This is a genomic window from Pseudomonas sp. B21-015 (assembly GCF_024749285.1).
Taxonomy (GTDB): domain Bacteria; phylum Pseudomonadota; class Gammaproteobacteria; order Pseudomonadales; family Pseudomonadaceae; genus Aquipseudomonas.
The window spans coordinates 1,859,706-1,878,369 of the sequence record NZ_CP087196.1 but is presented as its reverse complement, the minus strand read 5'-3'; the positions used below and the strand labels follow the sequence as shown (position 1 = coordinate 1,878,369).

22 protein-coding genes are annotated in these 18,664 nt (G+C 58.8%); 2 read left to right on the top strand and 20 right to left on the bottom strand.

Going from position 1 to position 18,664, the window contains the following annotated elements; all coding sequences use genetic code 11:
• Nucleotides 1-222: 222 nt before the first annotated feature.
• On the bottom strand, nt 223-1,098 hold the full coding sequence (locus LOY38_RS08555; protein WP_258699632.1) for an SMP-30/gluconolactonase/LRE family protein: 876 nt from the start codon (nt 1,096-1,098) through the stop codon (nt 223-225).
• Between the two features lie 125 nt (nt 1,099-1,223).
• Nucleotides 1,224-1,940, bottom strand: coding sequence for a FadR/GntR family transcriptional regulator (locus LOY38_RS08550; protein WP_258699631.1), 717 nt, complete (start codon nt 1,938-1,940; stop codon nt 1,224-1,226).
• A 250-nt stretch (nt 1,941-2,190) separates the two neighbouring features.
• On the opposite strand from LOY38_RS08550, the gene LOY38_RS08545 reads away from it, so the two are divergent.
• On the top strand, nt 2,191-3,063 hold the full coding sequence (locus LOY38_RS08545; protein ID WP_258699630.1) for a triacylglycerol lipase: 873 nt from the start codon (nt 2,191-2,193) through the stop codon (nt 3,061-3,063).
• 62 nt (nt 3,064-3,125) lie between these two features.
• Here LOY38_RS08545 and LOY38_RS08540 read toward each other — a convergent pair whose 3' ends face one another.
• From LOY38_RS08540 to LOY38_RS08460, 17 genes are all read right to left on the bottom strand, one after another.
• A complete protein-coding gene (locus tag LOY38_RS08540) occupies nt 3,126-3,686 on the bottom strand; it encodes a DUF1285 domain-containing protein (protein ID WP_223487302.1) in 561 nt (186 codons plus the stop codon).
• 16 nt (nt 3,687-3,702) lie between these two features.
• The gene (locus tag LOY38_RS08535; RefSeq protein ID WP_258699629.1) at nt 3,703-4,308 is read right to left on the bottom strand and encodes a DUF4823 domain-containing protein; all 606 of its coding nucleotides are present in this window, start codon (nt 4,306-4,308) and stop codon (nt 3,703-3,705) included.
• 250 nt (nt 4,309-4,558) lie between these two features.
• Nucleotides 4,559-5,527 carry a GTP 3',8-cyclase MoaA gene (locus tag LOY38_RS08530; RefSeq protein ID WP_258699628.1) on the bottom strand — a complete coding sequence of 323 codons (969 nt, stop codon included), beginning with the start codon at nt 5,525-5,527 and terminating at the stop codon, nt 4,559-4,561.
• A 139-nt stretch (nt 5,528-5,666) separates the two neighbouring features.
• A complete protein-coding gene (locus tag LOY38_RS08525) occupies nt 5,667-6,305 on the bottom strand; it encodes a TetR/AcrR family transcriptional regulator (protein WP_007942012.1) in 639 nt (212 codons plus the stop codon).
• A gap of 394 nt (nt 6,306-6,699) precedes the next feature.
• Entirely contained in the window at nt 6,700-7,491 is a 792-nt protein-coding gene (locus LOY38_RS08520; protein WP_258699627.1) for a TatD family hydrolase, read from the bottom strand.
• A 14-nt stretch (nt 7,492-7,505) separates the two neighbouring features.
• Nucleotides 7,506-7,868, bottom strand: a complete 363-nt coding sequence (locus tag LOY38_RS08515) for a PilZ domain-containing protein (protein ID WP_258699626.1) — start codon at nt 7,866-7,868, stop codon at nt 7,506-7,508.
• A gap of 34 nt (nt 7,869-7,902) precedes the next feature.
• On the bottom strand, nt 7,903-8,889 hold the full coding sequence (locus LOY38_RS08510) for a DNA polymerase III subunit delta' (RefSeq protein ID WP_258699625.1): 987 nt from the start codon (nt 8,887-8,889) through the stop codon (nt 7,903-7,905).
• Nucleotides 8,882-9,514 (bottom strand): dTMP kinase, encoded by a 633-nt coding sequence (tmk, locus tag LOY38_RS08505; RefSeq protein WP_258699624.1) that lies wholly within the window; start codon nt 9,512-9,514, stop codon nt 8,882-8,884. Before tmk ends, LOY38_RS08510 begins: the two co-directional genes overlap by 8 nt.
• A gap of 19 nt (nt 9,515-9,533) precedes the next feature.
• A complete protein-coding gene (mltG, locus tag LOY38_RS08500) occupies nt 9,534-10,748 on the bottom strand; it encodes an endolytic transglycosylase MltG (RefSeq protein ID WP_258699623.1) in 1,215 nt (404 codons plus the stop codon).
• Nucleotides 10,749-10,751: 3 nt separating this feature from the next.
• A complete protein-coding gene (pabC, locus tag LOY38_RS08495) occupies nt 10,752-11,567 on the bottom strand; it encodes an aminodeoxychorismate lyase (RefSeq protein ID WP_258699622.1) in 816 nt (271 codons plus the stop codon).
• On the bottom strand, nt 11,567-12,811 hold the full coding sequence (gene fabF / locus LOY38_RS08490; RefSeq protein WP_258699621.1) for a beta-ketoacyl-ACP synthase II: 1,245 nt from the start codon (nt 12,809-12,811) through the stop codon (nt 11,567-11,569). The genes pabC and fabF overlap by 1 nt, the downstream gene beginning before the upstream one ends.
• 109 nt (nt 12,812-12,920) lie before the next feature.
• Nucleotides 12,921-13,157 (bottom strand): acyl carrier protein, encoded by a 237-nt coding sequence (acpP, locus tag LOY38_RS08485; RefSeq protein WP_003175607.1) that lies wholly within the window; start codon nt 13,155-13,157, stop codon nt 12,921-12,923.
• Between the two features lie 191 nt (nt 13,158-13,348).
• Entirely contained in the window at nt 13,349-14,092 is a 744-nt protein-coding gene (fabG, locus tag LOY38_RS08480; protein WP_150717479.1) for a 3-oxoacyl-ACP reductase FabG, read from the bottom strand.
• A 16-nt stretch (nt 14,093-14,108) separates the two neighbouring features.
• Nucleotides 14,109-15,047, bottom strand: coding sequence for an ACP S-malonyltransferase (gene fabD, locus LOY38_RS08475; protein WP_258699620.1), 939 nt, complete (start codon nt 15,045-15,047; stop codon nt 14,109-14,111).
• A gap of 125 nt (nt 15,048-15,172) precedes the next feature.
• Nucleotides 15,173-16,183: a phosphate acyltransferase PlsX gene (plsX, locus tag LOY38_RS08470; RefSeq protein WP_258699619.1), complete on the bottom strand. Its 1,011-nt coding sequence runs from the start codon at nt 16,181-16,183 to the stop codon at nt 15,173-15,175.
• Nucleotides 16,184-16,186: 3 nt separating this feature from the next.
• On the bottom strand, nt 16,187-16,369 hold the full coding sequence (gene rpmF, locus LOY38_RS08465; protein ID WP_003179396.1) for a 50S ribosomal protein L32: 183 nt from the start codon (nt 16,367-16,369) through the stop codon (nt 16,187-16,189).
• A 13-nt stretch (nt 16,370-16,382) separates the two neighbouring features.
• Nucleotides 16,383-16,910 carry a YceD family protein gene (locus LOY38_RS08460; RefSeq protein ID WP_007942001.1) on the bottom strand — a complete coding sequence of 176 codons (528 nt, stop codon included), beginning with the start codon at nt 16,908-16,910 and terminating at the stop codon, nt 16,383-16,385.
• 105 nt (nt 16,911-17,015) lie between these two features.
• On the opposite strand from LOY38_RS08460, the gene LOY38_RS08455 reads away from it, so the two are divergent.
• A complete protein-coding gene (locus tag LOY38_RS08455) occupies nt 17,016-17,594 on the top strand; it encodes a nucleoside triphosphate pyrophosphatase (RefSeq protein ID WP_258699618.1) in 579 nt (192 codons plus the stop codon).
• Nucleotides 17,595-17,669: 75 nt separating this feature from the next.
• Here LOY38_RS08455 and LOY38_RS08450 read toward each other — a convergent pair whose 3' ends face one another.
• Nucleotides 17,670-18,659: a S49 family peptidase gene (locus LOY38_RS08450; protein ID WP_258699617.1), complete on the bottom strand. Its 990-nt coding sequence runs from the start codon at nt 18,657-18,659 to the stop codon at nt 17,670-17,672.
• Nucleotides 18,660-18,664: the final 5 nt, after the last annotated feature.

The following is an 18,664-nucleotide window of genomic DNA, read 5'->3' as shown; positions in this document are numbered from 1 at the left end:
TCCGGTCAAAAGGCTTTTGAGAATAGGCAGGCAGACGTGAAAACGCCCGGGCGTCGAGGCGGCCTGAAGCGCTGACTCCGTAAGGGAGTGCGGTGGAATATCGCTGCATCACTTCACCTGTTTTGTTTTTTTAAGTGTGAGTGCGTGTAACTGATGGAGCCGACTATAAACCCGGCCGCCGAACAATCTCAATATATAATTTTACATCCCATATTTAGGGATTTAACCGGCAAATCGCTGACAGCGTTTTCCAGGCACATCGACTCGAACCGACAACAACGCGCCATCCAGCGGGTGGTTGAGCGGGCTCGCAGCACTGGTGATGTACAGGGTTTTGAAGTCTTCGCCACCGAACACGCAACTGGTGGGACGGCTGACCGGCAGTTCGATCACCCGATCAACATGCCCGTCCGGGCTCAACCTGAGCAGACAACTGCCATCCCAGCGGGCGTTCCATATATAGCCCTCGGCATCCATCGCCGAACCGTCGGGGCCGCCACGTTCATGGGGGCCAAACCAGACATAGGCGGTGTCGAGGTTGCCGTCGGTATGGATGAAATGCCGGTAAAGCGTGCTGTCGAGACTGTCGGCGAAATACAGGGTTGTGCCGTCGTCGCTCCACAGCAATGTATTAGGGATGCCCAACCCTCGAAGCAGCGGCGTGACCCGGGCATCGCGGTCGATGCGAAACAGGCCACCGGAGCGGCGCACGATGGGTAGATCCTCGCCCTGTTCACCGATGTTGTTTTGCATGGTGCCCAGCCAGAGCTGGCCCTGGGCATCACAGCGGGCTTCGTTGGCGCGATTGCCGGGTTGCGGATCGGCCACGCAGAGCAAGGTCAACCGAGGTTCCAGGCCAGGGGAATCCAGGTCCAACCGATAAACCCCGCTGCTCAATGTCACCAGGGCATCGCCGCTTTCGCAGGGGATGAACGCGGACACGTGCTCCGGCATCTGCCAGATTTCCACATTGGCGCCGATCAGCCTCAGCGCTTGTTTACCCGCGATGTCTACCCAATACAGCGCCTGGGTCGGTGCATCCCAGAACGGGCCTTCGCCGAGTTGCGCACGGTGTCCGGTAACCGCTGTCCACGTCATGAAGCCTCCTTTTTGCTTTGTGTGGGAGCGAGCCTGCTCGCGATGACTGAGCCACATTCGGCATAGATGTCGACTGAACCACCGCTTTCGCGAGCAGGCTCGCTCCCACAAGGGGTTCTTTATTGTTAGCTGGCCTTCTTGTCGGCCATGACTTGGGGGTAGAAGCGCTTGATGGCCAGGTCCGCGTTATCGATCAGAGTCATGCAAGCCCACACACCCCGCGCGGCATCCCGGGCGGCGATGGCGTTGGCCATGTCTTTGTGAATCGGCAACGTTCGACGCAGTTCATCCGGGTCGGCGGCAGAGACTTCGAAAGACACTGCCAGCAGTGCGCCGAGGGCCGGGACCATTTGTTCGATGAATTGATTGTGGCTGGCGGCAAGGATGCATTCGTGGAAGAACTGGTCGGCGCGGTTGTAATCGATGCCGCTGTCCACGGCTCGTTCCAGCGCGTTGTAGGCCTGGAGTACGGCCTGAACCTGCTCGACCGTCGCACGTTCGCAGGCCCAGCGCACTGCCATGGGTTCGATGGTGCGACGCAGGTCGAGCAGGTCGTCGACAAAATTTTCCGGCAATCCGCTACGCGACAGCCAGCCAACGACTTGCGGGTCGAAAAGGTTCCAGCGCCGCACCGGCAACACCCGTGTGCCGACCTTCGGCCCGACTTCGAGCATGCCTTTGGCCACCAGGGTTTTGATGGCTTCACGGATAACCGTACGGCTGACCCCGAGCTGCTCGCCCAGGTCGGCTTCAACCTTGATGGTTTCGCCGGGCTTCACCTGGCCAGCGGCAATCCAGCACCCCAGCCAATCAACCGTCGACGCATGGAAACTGCTGGACATGGGTACCTCGTCGAACGGTGATAAAAAACGACACGGCACAAAGCCGTTCGCGATGGATGTCCACGCTAATCATCATACGATTGAGTGTCAATTGGATTTTTAGCAGGCCCTGCCAATACGAACAGGGCTGTTCGTCCGAATCCTGCTCGAAGCTTTGAGCCCATCCACTTTGTAAACTACGGTTAGCCGCAACAGATCAGGCCGTCAGCAATCTGTTTCCCCTTCAAATCCACTATCGACAGGTATGAACATGGACATGGATGCGTCTACGCAGTACCCCATTGTGTTGGTTCACGGTCTTTTCGGCTTCGATAAAATCGCCGGTTATCCCTACTTCTTCGAAATCGAGGAAGTCCTGGAACGCGCCGGCGCTCAGGTGTTTGCCGTCAATATTCCAACCGTCAACGGGAATGAGGAACGCGGTGAAAAACTGCTCGAACACGTCAACCGCATTTTGCTGGAAACGGGAGCCGCCAAGGTCAATCTGATCGGCCATAGCCAAGGTCCCCTGGCTGCACGCTACGTAGCCGCCCTGCACCCGGAAAAGGTCGCGTCGGTCACCTCGGTCAGTTGCCCCAACCACGGCTCCGAGATTGCCGACCAACTGCACAAAGCGCTGACACCCGGAGAGTTGCCCGAAGCGTTTGTACTGGCCCTGCTAAGCGCCGTTGGCACCTTCATTTCGTTGATCAGCGGCCACCCGGAAAATCCCGTGGATCCTCAAGCGGCTTTCGAATCGCTGACCAGCGCAGGCTTGGCCGCCTTCAACCGCAAGTACCCGCAAGGGGTGCCGAAGGTTTGGGGTGGTGAAGGCAACGAAATTGAAAACGGCGTGTATTACTACTCCTGGAGCGGGATCGTGCAGAACTTTCAAAGCCTGCAACTCCTCGATCCGACCCATTTGAACTGTAAAGTGCTGTCGCAGTTATTTTATAAAGAGAAGCACGCCAACGATGGGCTGGTTGGCCGCTACAGCTCGCACCTGGGGAAAGTGATTCGCTCGGATTACCCGATGGACCACTTTGACGCAGTCAATCAGATGGCCGGGATCAACAGTTGGAACGTGAGCCCGGTCAGGCTCTACCTTGAACATGCCGCCCGGCTCAAGAGCAAGGGTTTGTAAGCCCATAAAAAACGGCCCGTTGAAATAACGGGCCGTTTTTCACAGCACAGAAGCACAACGTGTTACGGCTCAAGCCCGATAGGGAAGAATTCGCCACCGCTCCACACGCCCAGCCAACTTTGCCCGTCGATCTCACGGGTCACCGCCAGCTCCACCAGTTGGTAGAACACATTACGGTGAATCAATGCTTCAAGGTTGGTGCGTACATGCACGTACGGCGCGGGCTCCTGAGTCACCGGATCGATCACTACCCGCATGGGGTGCTCAGCGCCGGCATCGGCCGTTTCGTCGACGTTGGTGGTAAAGCGCAAGACCTGGGCCTCGCCCTCGCCTTCAACCTCCACGGCAATCGCCACGAACGGCGCGTCGTCGACCTTGATGCCCACCTTTTCGACCGGGGTAATCAGAAAGTAATCATCGCCGTCACGGCGAATGATGGTGGAGAACAGCTTGACCATCGGCTTGCGCCCGATCGGCGTGCCCAGGTAATACCAGGTGCCGTCGCGGGCGATGCGCATGTCGATGTCGCCGCAGAAGTCGGGGTTCCATAAGTGGACCGGCGGCAAGCCTTTGGTTTTGGGGATTTGCCCCAACAAGTCGTTGGCTTTTTGCGGGCCACTCATGGCGTTCTCCTTTGAATTACTGGTCGCGGAGCCCCAACAGACTACGAGCGTATTGCTCCAGCGGGGGGCCCAGCAGGTCTTCTGGCCTGTTGTCGTAGAACGTCAGTAAACCGCCACGACTCTTGATACGTGCAGTATCGATCAAATACTGGGTGCTGGTCTCGATTAACATGATCTGAATTACGCCACTGTCGATTCCGAAGCGATCCGCGCGCTCCTGGTCTATCAAATCGTCCGAGTTGCCGATGCGGTCGTCGGCCTTGGCAAAACGCGTATAGAGCAGATAGTGAGCACCGGCGGCACGGGCTTCACCCATGGCAGCGTCGAGGCCTTCCGGCACGCGGGCGCGGCGAACCATCGGGAAATATTCGATAAAGCCGTTGAAGGCTTCTTCGGCCACCACGTTAGGTCGCGGGTAGGCACTGCCCGGCGGTGCAAAAGAACCCTGAGCGATGTAGATGAACGAGTCGGGCTGAATGCGGAAGTTATTCACGCGACGGCTGTCGCTGTGGTCCAGCAGCCCCACGTCGCTCATGTGGTAGCGAGTCTCTTCGGCCATATCGCTGACATTCATGCAGCCACCAAGCGCCAAAACGGCCAGCAGCAAAACCAGGCTACGCATCCTACCCTCCAGAAGCCGGTGACGGAAAACCGGCGAATGGCCATTGGATGCAGCTTCCGCGCCAGCTCAGACCATGTGCATTTTCAGGCTGAGAATACAGACCTGTGGCGAGGGAGCTTGCTCCCGCTCGGCTGCGTAGCAGTCGTAAGTTCCAAGGAATACGATGCGCTTGATAATTTCAGGGCCGCTTCGCGCCCCAGCGGGAGCAAGCTCCCTCGCCACAGCAAGCTCCCCTCACCACAGGGCCCGATCAGCCGCCAATAATCTTCATGACAGTCGCGCCACCGGAAAACGCCACTTCCTGCTTGTCCCCCAGCGCTTTGACCAGCAGTCGCTGCAACGCCGGCAATGCCTGATGACGGGGCTTGTCCAACAGGTCGCCGACGTAGTGGCGATTGCTCGACGAAAGGCAGCCATGCAGCCAGCCAGTGGACGACAAGCGTAGACGCGAGCAGGTGCGACAGAACGGAACGCTTTCGTTGGCAATCACGCCGAAGTGGCCCAGCCCCGGAATCTCGTAACGCACTGCCGTGGCATCGACCGGCGCATCGGCCTGAAGGTACTCGTAGCGCTCGCCGATCAGGCTCAGCAACTGCTGAAGGCTGACGAACTGTTGCAGGAAAGCGTTGGAATCGCTGGCTAGGTGGCCCATGCGCATCAACTCGATGAAGCGCAACTCGTAACCGCGCTCCAGGCAATAGTCGAGCAACGGCATCACCTGATCGAGGTTCTGCCCACGCAGCGGCACCATATTGACTTTGATCTTCATGCCGGCCGCCGCAGCCTGGTCCATACCGTCGAGGACGGTCGCCAGATCACCGCCCCGCGCAATGCTGCGGAAAGCACCGGCATCCAGGGTATCGAGGGAAACGTTGATGCGCCGAATACCGGCATCCACCAGCAGCGGCAGCTTCTTCGCCAACAACTGGCCATTGGTGGTCAAGCTGATGTCCGCCAGGCCCATTTGCCCGACAGCGGTCATGAAGGCTTCGAGTTTGGGGCTGACCAGTGGCTCGCCACCGGTTATGCGCAAGCGCTCGATCCCCGCCGCTTCGATCAGATAGGCCACGCCGCGTGCCATCGCCTCGGCCGACAACTCATCCTGCGCAGCCACCAGCCGCTTGCCGTTGGGCACGCAGTAGGTACAAGCGTAGTTGCAGGCGGAGGTCAGACTGATCCGCAAATTGCGAAAACGCCTGCCTTGACGGTCAACGATCATGGATCACTCCGGCGAAAGAAGATTCGAACGCGCAAAACTTGACTCACAAATCAAGTTTTAGCAAGCCCTATGCCTGAGTATATTCCTGCGGTACTGCGCCATGTAGCTAAATCATGGCGCAATAAGGCAACTGAATGGTTCAGCTGCTTGGCGTGTCGGTATCGCGTTTGCGCTTGTTGCCCATGCGCACGCCGATGTCCATCAGGAACTGGAAGAAACCTTCCTGATCTTCCAGCACATTGCTCCAGAACGGCGAGTGGTACAGCGCCACGGCGCCGTGTACCAGCGCCCAGGCCGCGCAGTAATGGAAATAAGGCGGCACGTCTTCGAGCTTGCCTTCGCTGATCCGGCCCTTGATCAGCAGGGTCAGGCGTTCAAAGTTCGAGGCGCGGATCTTGTGCAGTTCCTCGACCATCTCCGGCACCTGATTGCCCTTGACCACCTTCTCTTCCAGGCGATCGAACAACCGATAGCGTTGCGGATCGCGCATGCGAAATTCGAAGTAGGCCCGGGACAGGGCTTCCTTGTCCTTATCGACATCGGCGGAATGCAACAGCTCGTTCAAATCGCGCTCGTAATCGAGCATCAGGCGCAGATAGATCTCCGCCTTGGATTTGAAGTGCTTGTAGATCGTGCCTTTGCCGATACCTACGGCATCAGCAATCATCTCGACGGTGACACTGTCTTCACCTTGTTCGAGGAACAGCTTGAGCGCGGTATCGAGAATTTCTTGCTCGCGGCGACGAAACTCACGGACCTTACGAGGTTCTTTATGCATAAGAAAAGGTCTGTAGGGGTCAAAATTCGAAGCCGCGTATTATGCCTAACTTGCGCAAAAATGCACGGATCATCCGACCATATATGTGTTTCTTGATGAATTCGCGCAGCCTCGCCGATTGATGAGAACTCAACCGAAGCGCCCGTATTCCAAATTTGTTTAAAAACCCGACCAGCTAAACTGGACTCGGCGCGATACTGATCAATACTTCAACTGTCGGCGAGACATCTCCCCCAAGTGTCGCGCCGATGAAGGTACCAAAGGACCGCGTACCTTTCGTTTTACTCCTAATGGTCTTAACCCGGATTCACCCCCCAGAACCCGGGTTTTTTTTGCCTGCGATTCAAGGACCAAAGCCCGTAGGAGCTGCCGCAGGCTGCGATCTTTCCCAACGTTACGCCGATGTCCTGACATGCGCCAACGGAAATAACCGCTTGAAATTCTCGGTAGTCTGCTCGGCAAATCGCTCGTAGGACTCTCCTCGCAACATTGCCAGAAATTCCGCTACCTCACGCACGTATTGCGGCAGGTTCGGTTTGCCGCGATGAGGGATCGGCGCCAGGTAAGGTGAGTCGGTTTCTACCAGCAACCGGTCAGCTGGCACCCTGCTGGCCACATCACGCAGGGCATCGGCATTGCGAAAAGTGACAATACCGGACAAGGAAATGTAATACCCCATGTCCAGCGCAGCCTTGGCCATCTCCCAGTCTTCGGTGAAGCAATGCAGCACCCCCGCCTGAGGCAGTGCCGCCTCGCGTAACAGTTGAAGGGTGTCGGCCCGGGCGCCACGGGTATGGATGATCACCGGTTTTCCGGTCTGCCCGGCCGCTTGCAGGTGCAGACGGAACGATTCCTGCTGCAACTCTGCCGCTTCTGGCTCGTAGTGGTAATCCAGGCCGGTTTCACCGATCGCCACCACCCGCGGATGATTGAGTTCGCGCAACAGCCAGTCCAGCGCCGGAGCGGCACCCGGCTGTACATCGAGTGGATGCACACCGACCGAACAATCGACATCGTCATAACGTTCGGCCAGGGCTTTGACGTCGGCGGCGTTCTCGACGCTGACGCCAATGCACAGAAAGTGCCCTACCCCACGCTCGCGAGCCGCATCGAGCGCGGCATCCAGGGAGCCGTCGTGGGCGGTGAGGTCGAGGCGGTCAAGGTGGCAATGGGAATCTACGAGCATAAAAGGGCTGCAACTTACATCGTATGAGTGGGACGGTCGGACTTCAGGGCTCCGGCCAAATGGGTTTCGATTCGACTGCGCGCGGTGTTGTCGCCTTCGTTGAACTGCACGCCGACCCCGGCGGCCCGGTTGCCCTGGGCACCTTTCGGGGTGATCCAGGTCACCTTGCCGGCGACCGGGATCTTTTCCGGTTCGTCCATCAGGTGCAGCAACATGAAGACCTCATCGCCCAACTTGTAGCTCTTGTTGGTCGGGATAAACAGGCCGCCGTTCTTGATGAATGGCATGTAGGCCGCATAGAGCACGGACCTGTCCTTGATGGTCAAGGACAAAATACCATTGCGCGGCCCTGGCCCCGGACTGACGGGTTCGTTCATGCTGACCTCCACTGTCTGATGATCGGAGTCTAGGTCACTTCTGGGTAGGCAAGGATACCCATTGCACCAACAGCGCCTCCAGCAACAGCGCCGGATTGAGGTTGGCTTTGCTCATGACTTTCTGGCGCTGGGCGAGAATCCAGTCCTGGATATTCAGGACTTTATCCTGAGCGGCTTTTTGCGCCAGGTATTGAATCACCTTGCGCATGTCCGCCAGCCCCAGCCCTGCTTCATCCTGAGTCAACTGATAACGCAGAATCAGGCTCGACCAGTCACAGAACCAGTCGAACAGCAGCAACATGGGAATGGTTTTCCACTCCTCGGCCAACTGGGTCGGCGATTGCTGTTGCTTGAGCAACTTCTTCACGCCCTCGACCACCAGCGCCCGCTGTTCACGCACGCCCTGTGCCTGCAATTTGACTGCGGCCAGTGGCGAACCGGCGGCGAGGGTCAGCAGTTCAATGCGTTCCTCTTCCGAGCAGTCCGGCAACGCCTTGGCCAGCCACGCCAGGCTCATGGCTTCGCTCGGCAATGGACAGGCCTGCTGCACGCAACGACTCTTGATGGTCGGCAGCAGACGGCTGGTCTGGTGGCTGACCAACAGCAGTACGGTGTCGCCGGACGGCTCTTCAAGGCTTTTGAGCAAGGCGTTGGCGGCGTTGATGTTCATCGACTCGACCGGCTCGATCAGCACCACTTTGCGACCGCCCATCTGCGAGGTCTGAACCACGAAGCTGACCAGATCGCGCACCTGATCGACCTTGATCGCCTTGTCCGCCTCTTCCGGCTCCAGAATGTAGTTGTCGGGGTGGCTGCCAGCCTTCAACAGCAGGCAGGACTTGCACTCGCCGCAAGCATCCTGGGCGGTCGGACGCTGGCACAACAAACTGGCCATCAAGCGCTCGGCCAGCGCACGCTTGCCGATCCCGGCCGGGCCATGCAGCAAATAGGCGTGGGCGTGCTGGGCACGGCCGGCCAATTGCTGCCAGAGACTGTCCTGCCACGGATAGGCTTCAGCCACGGGTCAACTCCAGCAGGCGTGGCAGCAAGGCATCCAGAGACTGCTGAACCTGCGCCAGCGGCTGAGCGGCATCCACCAAGACATAACGCGCAGGATCCGCTTTGGCGCGCTCGAGGAAGGCAGTGCGCACCGCATCAAAAAAACCTCGGCCTTCGAGCTCGAAGCGGTCCAGCCGACCGCGGGCGCTGGCGCGGGCCAACCCTACTTCTACCGGCAGATCGAAAATCAGCGTCAAGTCCGGGCGCAGATCACCCTGGACGAACGTTTCGAGGGTCGCAATGCGCTCCAGTGACAATCCACGACCACCGCCCTGATAAGCGTAGGTCGAATCGGTAAAGCGATCGCACAGGACCACCGCGCCACGGGCCAGCGCCGGACGGATCACCTCGGCCAGATGCTGGGCTCGCGCGGCGAACACCAACAGCAGCTCGGTGTCGGGGTTCATGACCTCATCGACCGGTGCCAACAGCACGTCACGGATCCGTTCGGCCAGAGGTGTGCCGCCGGGCTCCCGGGTCAACACCACCTCGATCCCGGCAGCGCGCAGACGCTCGGCCAGGTATTCGCGGTTGGTGCTCTTGCCGGCACCTTCCGGGCCTTCCAGGGTAACAAACAAGCCAGTCACAGGCAGTCCTTAGTCAGAGTCATTGCGGGCTTTGCGGCACGGGCGCATCCGCTTCGGGTGCTGGCGCAGGTTCTTGTGCAGGCTCTTCTACAGAGTCTTGCACGGGATCTTGCGGCGCTACGGGCGGCATGTCTTCAGGCGCCGTATCGGGTGAAGCCGCCGGGATAGGCGCCTGAGCGTCCTCCGTTTGCGGCGTAACAGTCGGCGCAGGGCTGGAACGGTAATCGGCACGTCGGTTGATCTGGAACTCGCGCACCGCATTATTGTGGGCGTCCAGATCATCGGAGAACACGTGGCTGCCATCACCGCGCGCGACAAAATACAGGCTGTTGCCGTCCGCCGGATTCAATGCCGCATGGATCGCTTCGCGGCCCACCATCGCGATGGGTGTGGGCGGCAGGCCAGCAATCATGTAAGTGTTATACGGCGTCGGCTCCTTGAGATGAGCGCGGGTCAACTTGCCGTTGTAACGATCACCCAGTCCATAAATCACAGTCGGATCGGTCTGCAACAGCATGCCCATCTCCATGCGCCGCACGAACACACCGGCAATCTGCCGACGCTCCTGCGGTACACCGGTTTCCTTTTCCACCAACGAGGCCATGATCAGTGCCTGATAGGGCTCGGTGTAGGGAACATCGGCAGCGCGCTGGTTCCATTCCTTGGCGAGGACCTCGTCGAGGCGGTCGTAGGCTTTCTTGAGCAGATCGACGTCGGTCATGCCCCGCACAAAACGATACGTGTCGGGGAAGAATCGCCCTTCGGGGAAAATCCCTCTGTGCCCGAGCTTGTCCATCACTTGGCTGTCGCTCAGCCCGTTGAGGGTCTGCTCGAGTTTTTCATCCTTGGCCAGGGCCGCGCGAACCTGATGGAAATTCCAGCCTTCGACCAACGTCAGGCTGTATTGCACCATTTCCCCGCGCTTCCACAGGTCGATCAGCCCGTTGACGGTCATGCCGGGAACCATGCGGTATTCGCCACTGTGCAGCGGTTGACCCGCCAGGTTGAAGCGCCAGTACACGCGCAGCCAGAAAGCGTCCTTGATGACGCCATCGGCTTCAAGTCGAATGAAAGTGCGGTTCGGTGTAGTGCCCCTGGGCACTTCCAGCAGCTCTCCCTGGGTGATGTTCAGCGGCTGTTCCAGCGCCGAATGAATTTTCCAGGCACTAGCGCCCGCCAACAGCCCCGCCAGAACCAGCCCGGTTTCCAGCAGCAGCAAGAATTTACGTCTCACGAATCAAGCATCCAGTAGCGCACGGGCAATGGTTTGGAGTTTACGGGTGAGCGGGCCAACCGGCCAGCTCAGCGCGGCATAGGCGCGCACCGGCCAAACGCCATACACGCTATTGCAGACAAAGACCTCATCAGCCCATTGCAGCTGATCGAGGGTGATATCGGTGACTTGCGTGGGAATTCCCAATGACTCGGCTTGAAACAATAATTCTGCGCGCATCACGCCCGCCACGCCACAGCGTTTGAGATCAGCCGTAACCAGCACACCATCGCGCACCAGGAACAGATTGCTGAACACGCCTTCGATCACCCGCCCGGCCTGATCCAGCATCAAGCCTTCGGCATGCTCGGTATCCTGCCATTCGGAACGGGCGATGACCTGCTCCAGACGATTCAAATGCTTGAGACCGGCGAGCAATGGCTGTTTGGAAAGCCGTGTCGCACAAGGAAACAGACGAACGCCCTGCTTCGCATGAACCACCGGATAGGCAGCGGGAGGATTGCCTTGCAGAATGCGTCGAGCCTGAGCCGAGGGGTCGGGGGCGTAACCACGCAGGCCGTCGCCGCGGGTGAGGATGAGTTTGAGCACGCCCTCACCCAATGCGGCAGCATAGGCCAGCAGTTCCGCGCGGATCAGTTCACGATCGATGGTAATCGCCAGGCGCGAACAACCTTCGGCCAGACGCGACAGATGTCGATCCAGCAGCAACGGTTGCCCGCCCTTGACTAAGAGGGTCTCGAACAGACCATCGCCATAAGCCAGGCCGCGATCCTTCAGCGACAAAGCGTCAGCCGGTTGACCGTCGACCCAGCTGTCCATCAGTCAGCGAACCGACGGAACACCAGCGAACCGTTGGTACCACCAAACCCGAAGGAGTTGGACAGCACCACGTCGATATCCATGCCGCGCGCGGTGTGGGGTACGAAGTCGAGGTCGCAGCCTTCGTCCGGCTCATCGAGGTTGATGGTCGGCGGAGCTACCTGGCTGTTGATGGCCAGTACGCTGAAAATCGCCTCGACTGCGCCCGCCGCACCCAGCAAGTGACCGGTCATGGACTTGGTCGAACTGACTGCCAGCTTGTAGGCGTGATCGCCGAACACGGATTTGATCGCACAGGCTTCGGCGAGGTCACCGGCCGAGGTCGAGGTACCGTGAGCGTTGATGTACTGAACCTGATCGCTATTGATCTTCGCATCGCGCAAGGCATTGGTGATACAACGCGCAGCACCCGCGCCATCGGCCGGTGGCGAGGTCATGTGGTAGGCGTCGCCACTGGTGCCGAAACCGATCAGTTCGGCGTAGATGGTCGCGCCACGGGCCTTGGCGTGCTCCAGTTCTTCGAGAACCAGCGCGCCGGCACCGTCGGACAGCACGAAGCCATCACGGCCCTTGTCCCATGGACGGCTCGCACGGGTCGGCTCGTCGTTGCGGGTCGACAGTGCGCGGGAGGCACCAAAGCCGCCCATGCCCAGGCCGCAAGCCGCCATTTCGGCACCACCGGCAATCATCACGTCGGCTTCGTCGTACATGATATTGCGTGCCGCCATGCCGATGCAGTGCGTACCGGTGGTACACGCCGTGGCGATGGCGTAGTTAGGCCCCTGTGCACCCAGGTGGATGGACAGGAAACCGGAAATCATATTGATGATCGAGCCAGGCACGAAAAACGGAGAAATCCGTCGTGGGCCAGAATCATGCAGCGTGCGGCTGGTGTCTTCGATATTGGTCAGACCGCCGATACCCGAACCCATGGCCACGCCGATACGCTCGCGATTGGCGTCGGTCACTTCAAGACCTGCGTTACGCACAGCCTGAAAACCTGCAGCCAGACCGTATTGAATAAACAGGTCGAGCTTGCGAGCTTCCTTGACCGACAGGTATTCCTCGACATTGTAGCCCTTTACCGAGCCGCCAAAACGGGTGGAATAGGCAGAAAGGTCGGTGTGTTCGATCAGACCAATGCCACTGCGGCCAGCCAGAATACCCTGCCAGCTGCTCGGCACATCCGTGCCCAGTGGCGACAACATACCCATACCGGTGACTACGACGCGTCTACGCGACACAGCACTCTCCTTTTTTCAAATGACGACTTTGCATCAGGCCTAAAGAAAAAACCGCACGCCATGATGGCAGTGCGGTTTTTCCATGACAGCGAGCGACGACTAAAAACTATTACGCCTGGTGGCTGGTAACGTAGTCGATTGCTGCTTGTACAGTAGTGATCTTCTCAGCTTCTTCGTCAGGGATTTCGGTCTCGAATTCCTCTTCCAGAGCCATCACCAGCTCAACGGTGTCAAGGGAGTCGGCACCCAGGTCTTCAACGAAGGAAGCAGTGTTGACCACTTCTTCTTCTTTAACGCCCAGTTGCTCAGCAACGATTTTCTTGACGCGCTCTTCGATGGTGCTCATACCTTGTTTTCACTCCTAATGGACAAATTCAGGCAGCTGGCCAGTGGGTAAGTGTATAGAAAGACTTTTCAGTTTTTCAACTGAAAGCTTCACTCCTCAAACCCCGCGGCCCTCTGCCTATAAATAGATTGCAGCTTTATAACGGATTTTAGACAGCTCGTATGACATTTTTTTGAAGCAATCCGTCACATTTAACTCATGTACATCCCGCCGTTCACCGGGATTGTAGCCCCAGTAACGTAAGCCGCACCGTCGGATGCAAGAAAAGCGACCACAGACGCGATCTCTTGAGCTTGCCCCAGACGACCCAGCGGAATCTGCGACTGCAAGGCTTCACGCTGCGCCTCGGGCAGTTCGCGGGTCATATCGGTGTCGATGAACCCTGGGGCCACCGAGTTTACCGTAATCGAACGCGAACCGACTTCACGCGCCAGTGCACGGCTGAAACCTTCCAGACCGGCCTTGGCGGCAGCGTAGTTTACTTGGCCTGCGTTGCCCATGGCACCCACAACCGAGCCAATACTGATAATTCGTCCCCAACGGGCTTTGGTCATACCGCGCAAGACGCCCTTGGACAGGCGGAACAGACTGTTCAGGTTGGTATCGACGACGTCATGCCATTCGTCATCTTTCATCCGCATCATCAGGTTATCGCGGGTGATGCCGGCATTATTGACCAGGATCGCCGGCGCACCGAATTGCTCCTGAATGCTCGCCAGTACGGCCGCCACGGACTCGTCGCTGGTGACATTGAGTTCCAGGCCAGTGCCCTGAATACCGTTTTCTTTCAGGGTAGCGGCGATACGCTCGGCACCCGAAGCGGAGGTCGCGGTGCCGACAACGATGGCACCCTGACGACCCAGCTCCAGGGCGATAGCCTGGCCGATACCACGACTGGCACCAGTGACCAGTGCAACTTTACCTTGCAGACTCATGCAAGCTTCTCCTTGTTCAGGCCAGCGCTGCACGGGCGGCAGCGAAAGCGTCTGGGGTATTGAGGTTAGAGGTCGACACGCCTTCGGCGCAACGCTTGTTCAGACCGGCAAGTACTTTGCCAGGGCCGCACTCGACCAGTTCGGTCGCACCCTTGGCAGCCAGCGCCTGGACCGACTCGACCCAGCGTACAGGCTTGTAGAGCTGTTCAAGCAAATCGCGCTTGAGGGTTTCCAGATCAGCCGGCACGTCAGCACTGACGTTCTGTACCACAGGGATCTGCGGCGCTTGCCAGTCGATCGCTGCGATCGACTCGGCGAACCGCTCGGCGGCCGGGCGCATCAGCTCGCAGTGGGACGGCACGCTGACCGGCAACGGCATGGCGCGCTTGGCACCACGAGCCTTGCAGCCTTCGATGGCGCGCTCGACCGCAGCCTTGGCACCGGCGATCACTACCTGACCCGGGGAGTTGAAGTTGACCGCGCTGACCACTTCGCCCTGCGCCGCTTCGGCACAGGCTGCCAGCACGTCAGCATCGTCCAGACCGAGGATCGCGGCCATGCCACCCTGCCCGGCCGGAACGGCTTCCTGCATCAATTGACCGCGACGCTCTACCAGTTTCACTGCGTCGCCCAGGCTCAGGCTGCCCGCAGCCACCAGGGCGCTGTACTCGCCCAGGCTGTGACCGGCAACGTAAGCCGGGCGCGCGCCGCCTTCAGCCAGCCACAGACGCCACAAGGCGATCGAGGCGGTCAGAATGGCCGGCTGGGTTTTATCGGTTTGATTGAGTTGCTCTTCCGGCCCTTGCTGGGTCAGTGCCCACAGGTCGTAACCCAGAGCATCGGAAGCTTCTTTGAATGTTTCGAGGACCACCGGATGTTGCGCGCCCAACTCGGCCAGCATGCCGAGGGACTGCGAACCCTGTCCTGGAAAGACGAATGCGAGGGAAGCAGACATGTAACAAGCCCCTAATGATCTTGTCGTCGGAAAATTGACGTCCCGCTTGAGGAACGCAAGAAACTGACAGTTGGATGGCCAATTGAACTGAGCGGTCACATTTAAGCATTGTCCGACGAAAACGCCTAAGGCAACAAATCCCCCAGGCGCCCATGAAGCCGTTCCGGCAAGTTTTCCTGGATCTCGATCAAGGCGCGCTGAATTGCACTCTGGAAGCCTTGAACCCCCGCCGAACCGTGACTTTTCACGACAATTCCCTGCAAACCGAGGAAACTTGCACCATTGTGCCGCGCCGGTGCCAGCTCGGCCTGCAAGCGCTTCATCAACGGCAACGCCAAAGCACCAACCACTTTCGAGGCGAAATTTTTCTTGAACAAGGCCTCGATGCGCCCGGCAATCATGGTCGCCAGACCTTCGCTGGACTTGAGCAGTATATTGCCGACAAAGCCATCACACACCACCACATCCGCCTCGCCACGGTACAAACCGTCGCCTTCGACAAAACCGATGTAGTTGAGCCCGCGTGCGCCCTGCAGCAAGGTTGCCGCCAACTTGACCTGTTGATTGCCTTTGATGTCTTCGGTGCCGATATTCAGCAGCGCGACCCGCGGGCGAACGACGCCCAGGGTTTCTGCCGCGACCGACCCCATCACCGCAAACTGCAACAGATGCTCGGCACTGCAATCAACGTTGGCACCCAGATCGAGCAATTGGCAGTAACCTTTCTGCGTCGGTATGGCCGCGATCATCGCCGGCCTATCGATGCCCGGCAAGGTCTTGAGCACGAACCGTGACAACGCCATCAGCGCACCTGTATTGCCGGCACTGACGCAGGCCTGGACCTTGCCATCGCGCAGCAACTCCAGCGCCACGCGCATTGACGAGTCGGGCTTGCCACGCAAGGCCTGGGCTGGCTTTTCGTCCATGGTGATGACTTCGGACGCCGGCGCTATCGACAGGCGCGCGCGATCCACCGCCGAATGGCTGGCAATCAATTCTTCAAGAAGGGAGGGTTGACCGACAAGGGTCAGGTGCAGCGAGGGCGTAGCAGACAGACAAGCAAGGCTGGCCTGAACAATGCTGCGGGGACCGAAGTCCCCGCCCATTGCGTCAATCGCGATGACTTGAGCGGACAAGGATTACTCGTCAGCGCCCTTGTCGATCACTTTACGGCCACGGTATACGCCTTCTGGCGATACGTGGTGACGCAGGTGAACTTCACCGGTGGTTTTTTCTACAGACAGGGTGCTAGCCTCGAGAGCGTCGTGCGAACGACGCATGTCACGGGCAGAGCGGGATTTTTTGTTCTGCTGAACAGCCATAATTGATTAACTCCTAAACGTTTGGGTCACGCTTTAACTGCGCCAATACACTGAACGGGTTGGACCGCGTTACCTCGTCCTCGCTCGGTTCGGGCTCATCTGCTCCCGCCGGCTGCTGGCATTCTTCCGGATGATGAGCAGGCACAATGGGCAAGGCGAGCAGAAGCTCCTCCTCGATCAGTGACTGCAGATCCAAAGGATCTTCGCCCAGTTCCAGCACGTCATAACCTTTCGGCAACGACTGGGTATTCGCACCCTCCTTCACCACAGCATAACTGCATTCGCTATGGATCGGCAGGGTGACCAGCTCAAGACAACGCTGGCAAACCATTTTGACTTCGGTGTCGATAAAGCTGTGGATTACCACAGACTTACGTTCATCTCGTTCAAAAACGAATTTAGCCTGCACCGTACCGACATTGTCGGAAAGCGGGTCGCAGAGTCTCTCCAAATCGGCCAGCAGCATTTCACCTTGAAGGGTGGTGCCACGGTCAGCCAATTTGCGCGGGTCAACGTGAGGTGGAATCGGGTCATTCAACATAGGCGCAGCATTATAGGGATGCCCCCGGCCATGTCAAAGGAAATTCAGCCCTGTCCGTCACTTGGAAGCCTCGCTAGAATTCGCCCCTGCCCTTTGGAGATGCGCATGCTGCCTTTATTACTCGCTTCAAGCTCGGTTTATCGCCGGGAATTGCTGGCCCGCTTGCAGCTGCCGTTTACTTGCAGCTCGCCGGATATCGACGAAAGCCATCGCCCCGACGAGTCAGCCATCGAACTGGTAAAACGCCTCGCCGAAGAAAAAGCCCGCGCACTGGCAGCCAGCCATCCCGCCCATCTGATCATCGGCTCGGACCAGGTCGCAGTACTTGGCGAGCGGATCATCGGCAAACCTCACACCTTCGAAAAGGCCCGCGAACAACTGCTGGCATCCAGCGGCGCCAGCGTGACCTTCCTGACCGGCCTGGCACTGCTCAACAGCCAGACAGGCGACTGCCAGGTCGATTGCGTACCCTTTACCGTGCACATGCGCGCGCTCGACCCGGCACGCATCGAACGCTACCTGCGCGCCGAACAGCCCTACGACTGCGCTGGCAGCTTCAAGGCCGAAGGTTTGGGGGTGAGCCTGTTTCAAAACACCGAAGGCCCTGACGCCACGAGCCTGATCGGCCTGCCGCTGATTCGCCTGGTCGACATGTTGTTGGCCGAAGGCGTGCAGATTCCCTGAACCGTATCCGTGTAGCAGCTGGCGCTCGCACAAAAAACCGGCCACGAGGGCCGGTTTCGATATGCAGCCAAGCGATCAACGCAACGACGGCCCCTGGAAGCCCATCCACATCGCCAAATGCTCAGCCACGCTGGCACCGAGCTTTTTCGAGAAGCGATCAAACGGCGACTCCTCGATAGTAAAGTCCACCATCTCTTTCTCACCAATCACGTCACGCGCCACCGAACTGGCATTCCCCAGACCATCGATCAAGCCAAGCGGCAATGCCTGCTCACCCGACCAGACCAGCCCGGAGAACAACTCCGGATGCTCTTTGTCCTTGAGACGATCGCCACGCCCCTTCTTGACGCTACTGATGAACTGCTGATGAGTGGTATCGAGCACGCCCTGCCAGAATTCGGTTTCCGCAGGTTTCTGAGGCTGGAACGGATCGAGGAACGATTTGTGCTCACCGGAGGTGTAGGTACGACGCTCGACACCCAACTTCTCCATGGTGCCGACAAAACCGTAACCCGCCGCCGTCACACCAATGGAACCCACCAGACTCGCCTTGTCGGCGTAGATCTGATCCGCCGCGCTGGCGATGTAATAGGCACCGGAAGCCCCCAGATCCGAGATCACCGCGTAAACCTTGGTATCCGGATGCAGGCCGCGCAAACGACGGATCTCGTCGTAGACATAACCCGACTGCACCGGACTGCCGCCCGGGCTGTTGATCCGCAGGATCACACCCTTGACCTTCTTGTCCTCGAAGGCCGCACGCAGACTGCCGACGATATTGTCAGCACTGGCCGGCTCTTTCTCGGCAATCATGCCGGTTATATCGATCAGCGCCGTGTAACCAGAACCGCGAGTAGCGCTTTTTTCCACATCCATCAGCGGCGTGAACAAGAACAACGCAACCAACACATATGCAAAGGTCAGCAGCTTGAAGAAAATCCCCCAGCGACGGGACCGGCGATGCTCCTGCACACTGGCCAGCAGAGCCTTTTCCAGCAGCTTCCAGCTTTTCTCTTCACCGCTCTCTGCGCTCGCTTTGGCGGGCGCTTTCCATTCGTCGGTCATGACAT

Bases quoted from the DNA above. Each gene is read 5' to 3' on its own strand.
- LOY38_RS08525 (WP_007942012.1), bottom strand. From the start codon at position 6,305: ATGCATAAAGAACCTCGTAAGGTCCGTGAGTTTCGTCGCCGCGAGCAA.
- LOY38_RS08515 (WP_258699626.1), bottom strand. From the start codon at position 7,868: ATGAACGAACCCGTCAGTCCGGGGCCAGGGCCGCGCAATGGTATTTTG.
- rpmF (WP_003179396.1), bottom strand. From the start codon at position 16,369: ATGGCTGTTCAGCAGAACAAAAAATCCCGCTCTGCCCGTGACATGCGT.
- LOY38_RS08540 (WP_223487302.1), bottom strand. From the start codon at position 3,686: ATGAGTGGCCCGCAAAAAGCCAACGACTTGTTGGGGCAAATCCCCAAA.
- LOY38_RS08520 (WP_258699627.1), bottom strand. From the start codon at position 7,491: ATGCTCGTAGATTCCCATTGCCACCTTGACCGCCTCGACCTCACCGCC.
- LOY38_RS08450 (WP_258699617.1), bottom strand. From the start codon at position 18,659: ATGACCGACGAATGGAAAGCGCCCGCCAAAGCGAGCGCAGAGAGCGGT.
- LOY38_RS08545 (WP_258699630.1), top strand. From the start codon at position 2,191: ATGGACATGGATGCGTCTACGCAGTACCCCATTGTGTTGGTTCACGGT.
- LOY38_RS08460 (WP_007942001.1), bottom strand. From the start codon at position 16,910: ATGTTGAATGACCCGATTCCACCTCACGTTGACCCGCGCAAATTGGCT.
- LOY38_RS08455 (WP_258699618.1), top strand. From the start codon at position 17,016: ATGCTGCCTTTATTACTCGCTTCAAGCTCGGTTTATCGCCGGGAATTG.
- fabD (WP_258699620.1), bottom strand. From the start codon at position 15,047: ATGTCTGCTTCCCTCGCATTCGTCTTTCCAGGACAGGGTTCGCAGTCC.
- acpP (WP_003175607.1), bottom strand. From the start codon at position 13,157: ATGAGCACCATCGAAGAGCGCGTCAAGAAAATCGTTGCTGAGCAACTG.
- pabC (WP_258699622.1), bottom strand. From the start codon at position 11,567: ATGGACAGCTGGGTCGACGGTCAACCGGCTGACGCTTTGTCGCTGAAG.
- LOY38_RS08550 (WP_258699631.1), bottom strand. From the start codon at position 1,940: ATGTCCAGCAGTTTCCATGCGTCGACGGTTGATTGGCTGGGGTGCTGG.
- LOY38_RS08555 (WP_258699632.1), bottom strand. From the start codon at position 1,098: ATGACGTGGACAGCGGTTACCGGACACCGTGCGCAACTCGGCGAAGGC.
- LOY38_RS08530 (WP_258699628.1), bottom strand. From the start codon at position 5,527: ATGATCGTTGACCGTCAAGGCAGGCGTTTTCGCAATTTGCGGATCAGT.
- LOY38_RS08535 (WP_258699629.1), bottom strand. From the start codon at position 4,308: ATGCGTAGCCTGGTTTTGCTGCTGGCCGTTTTGGCGCTTGGTGGCTGC.
- fabG (WP_150717479.1), bottom strand. From the start codon at position 14,092: ATGAGTCTGCAAGGTAAAGTTGCACTGGTCACTGGTGCCAGTCGTGGT.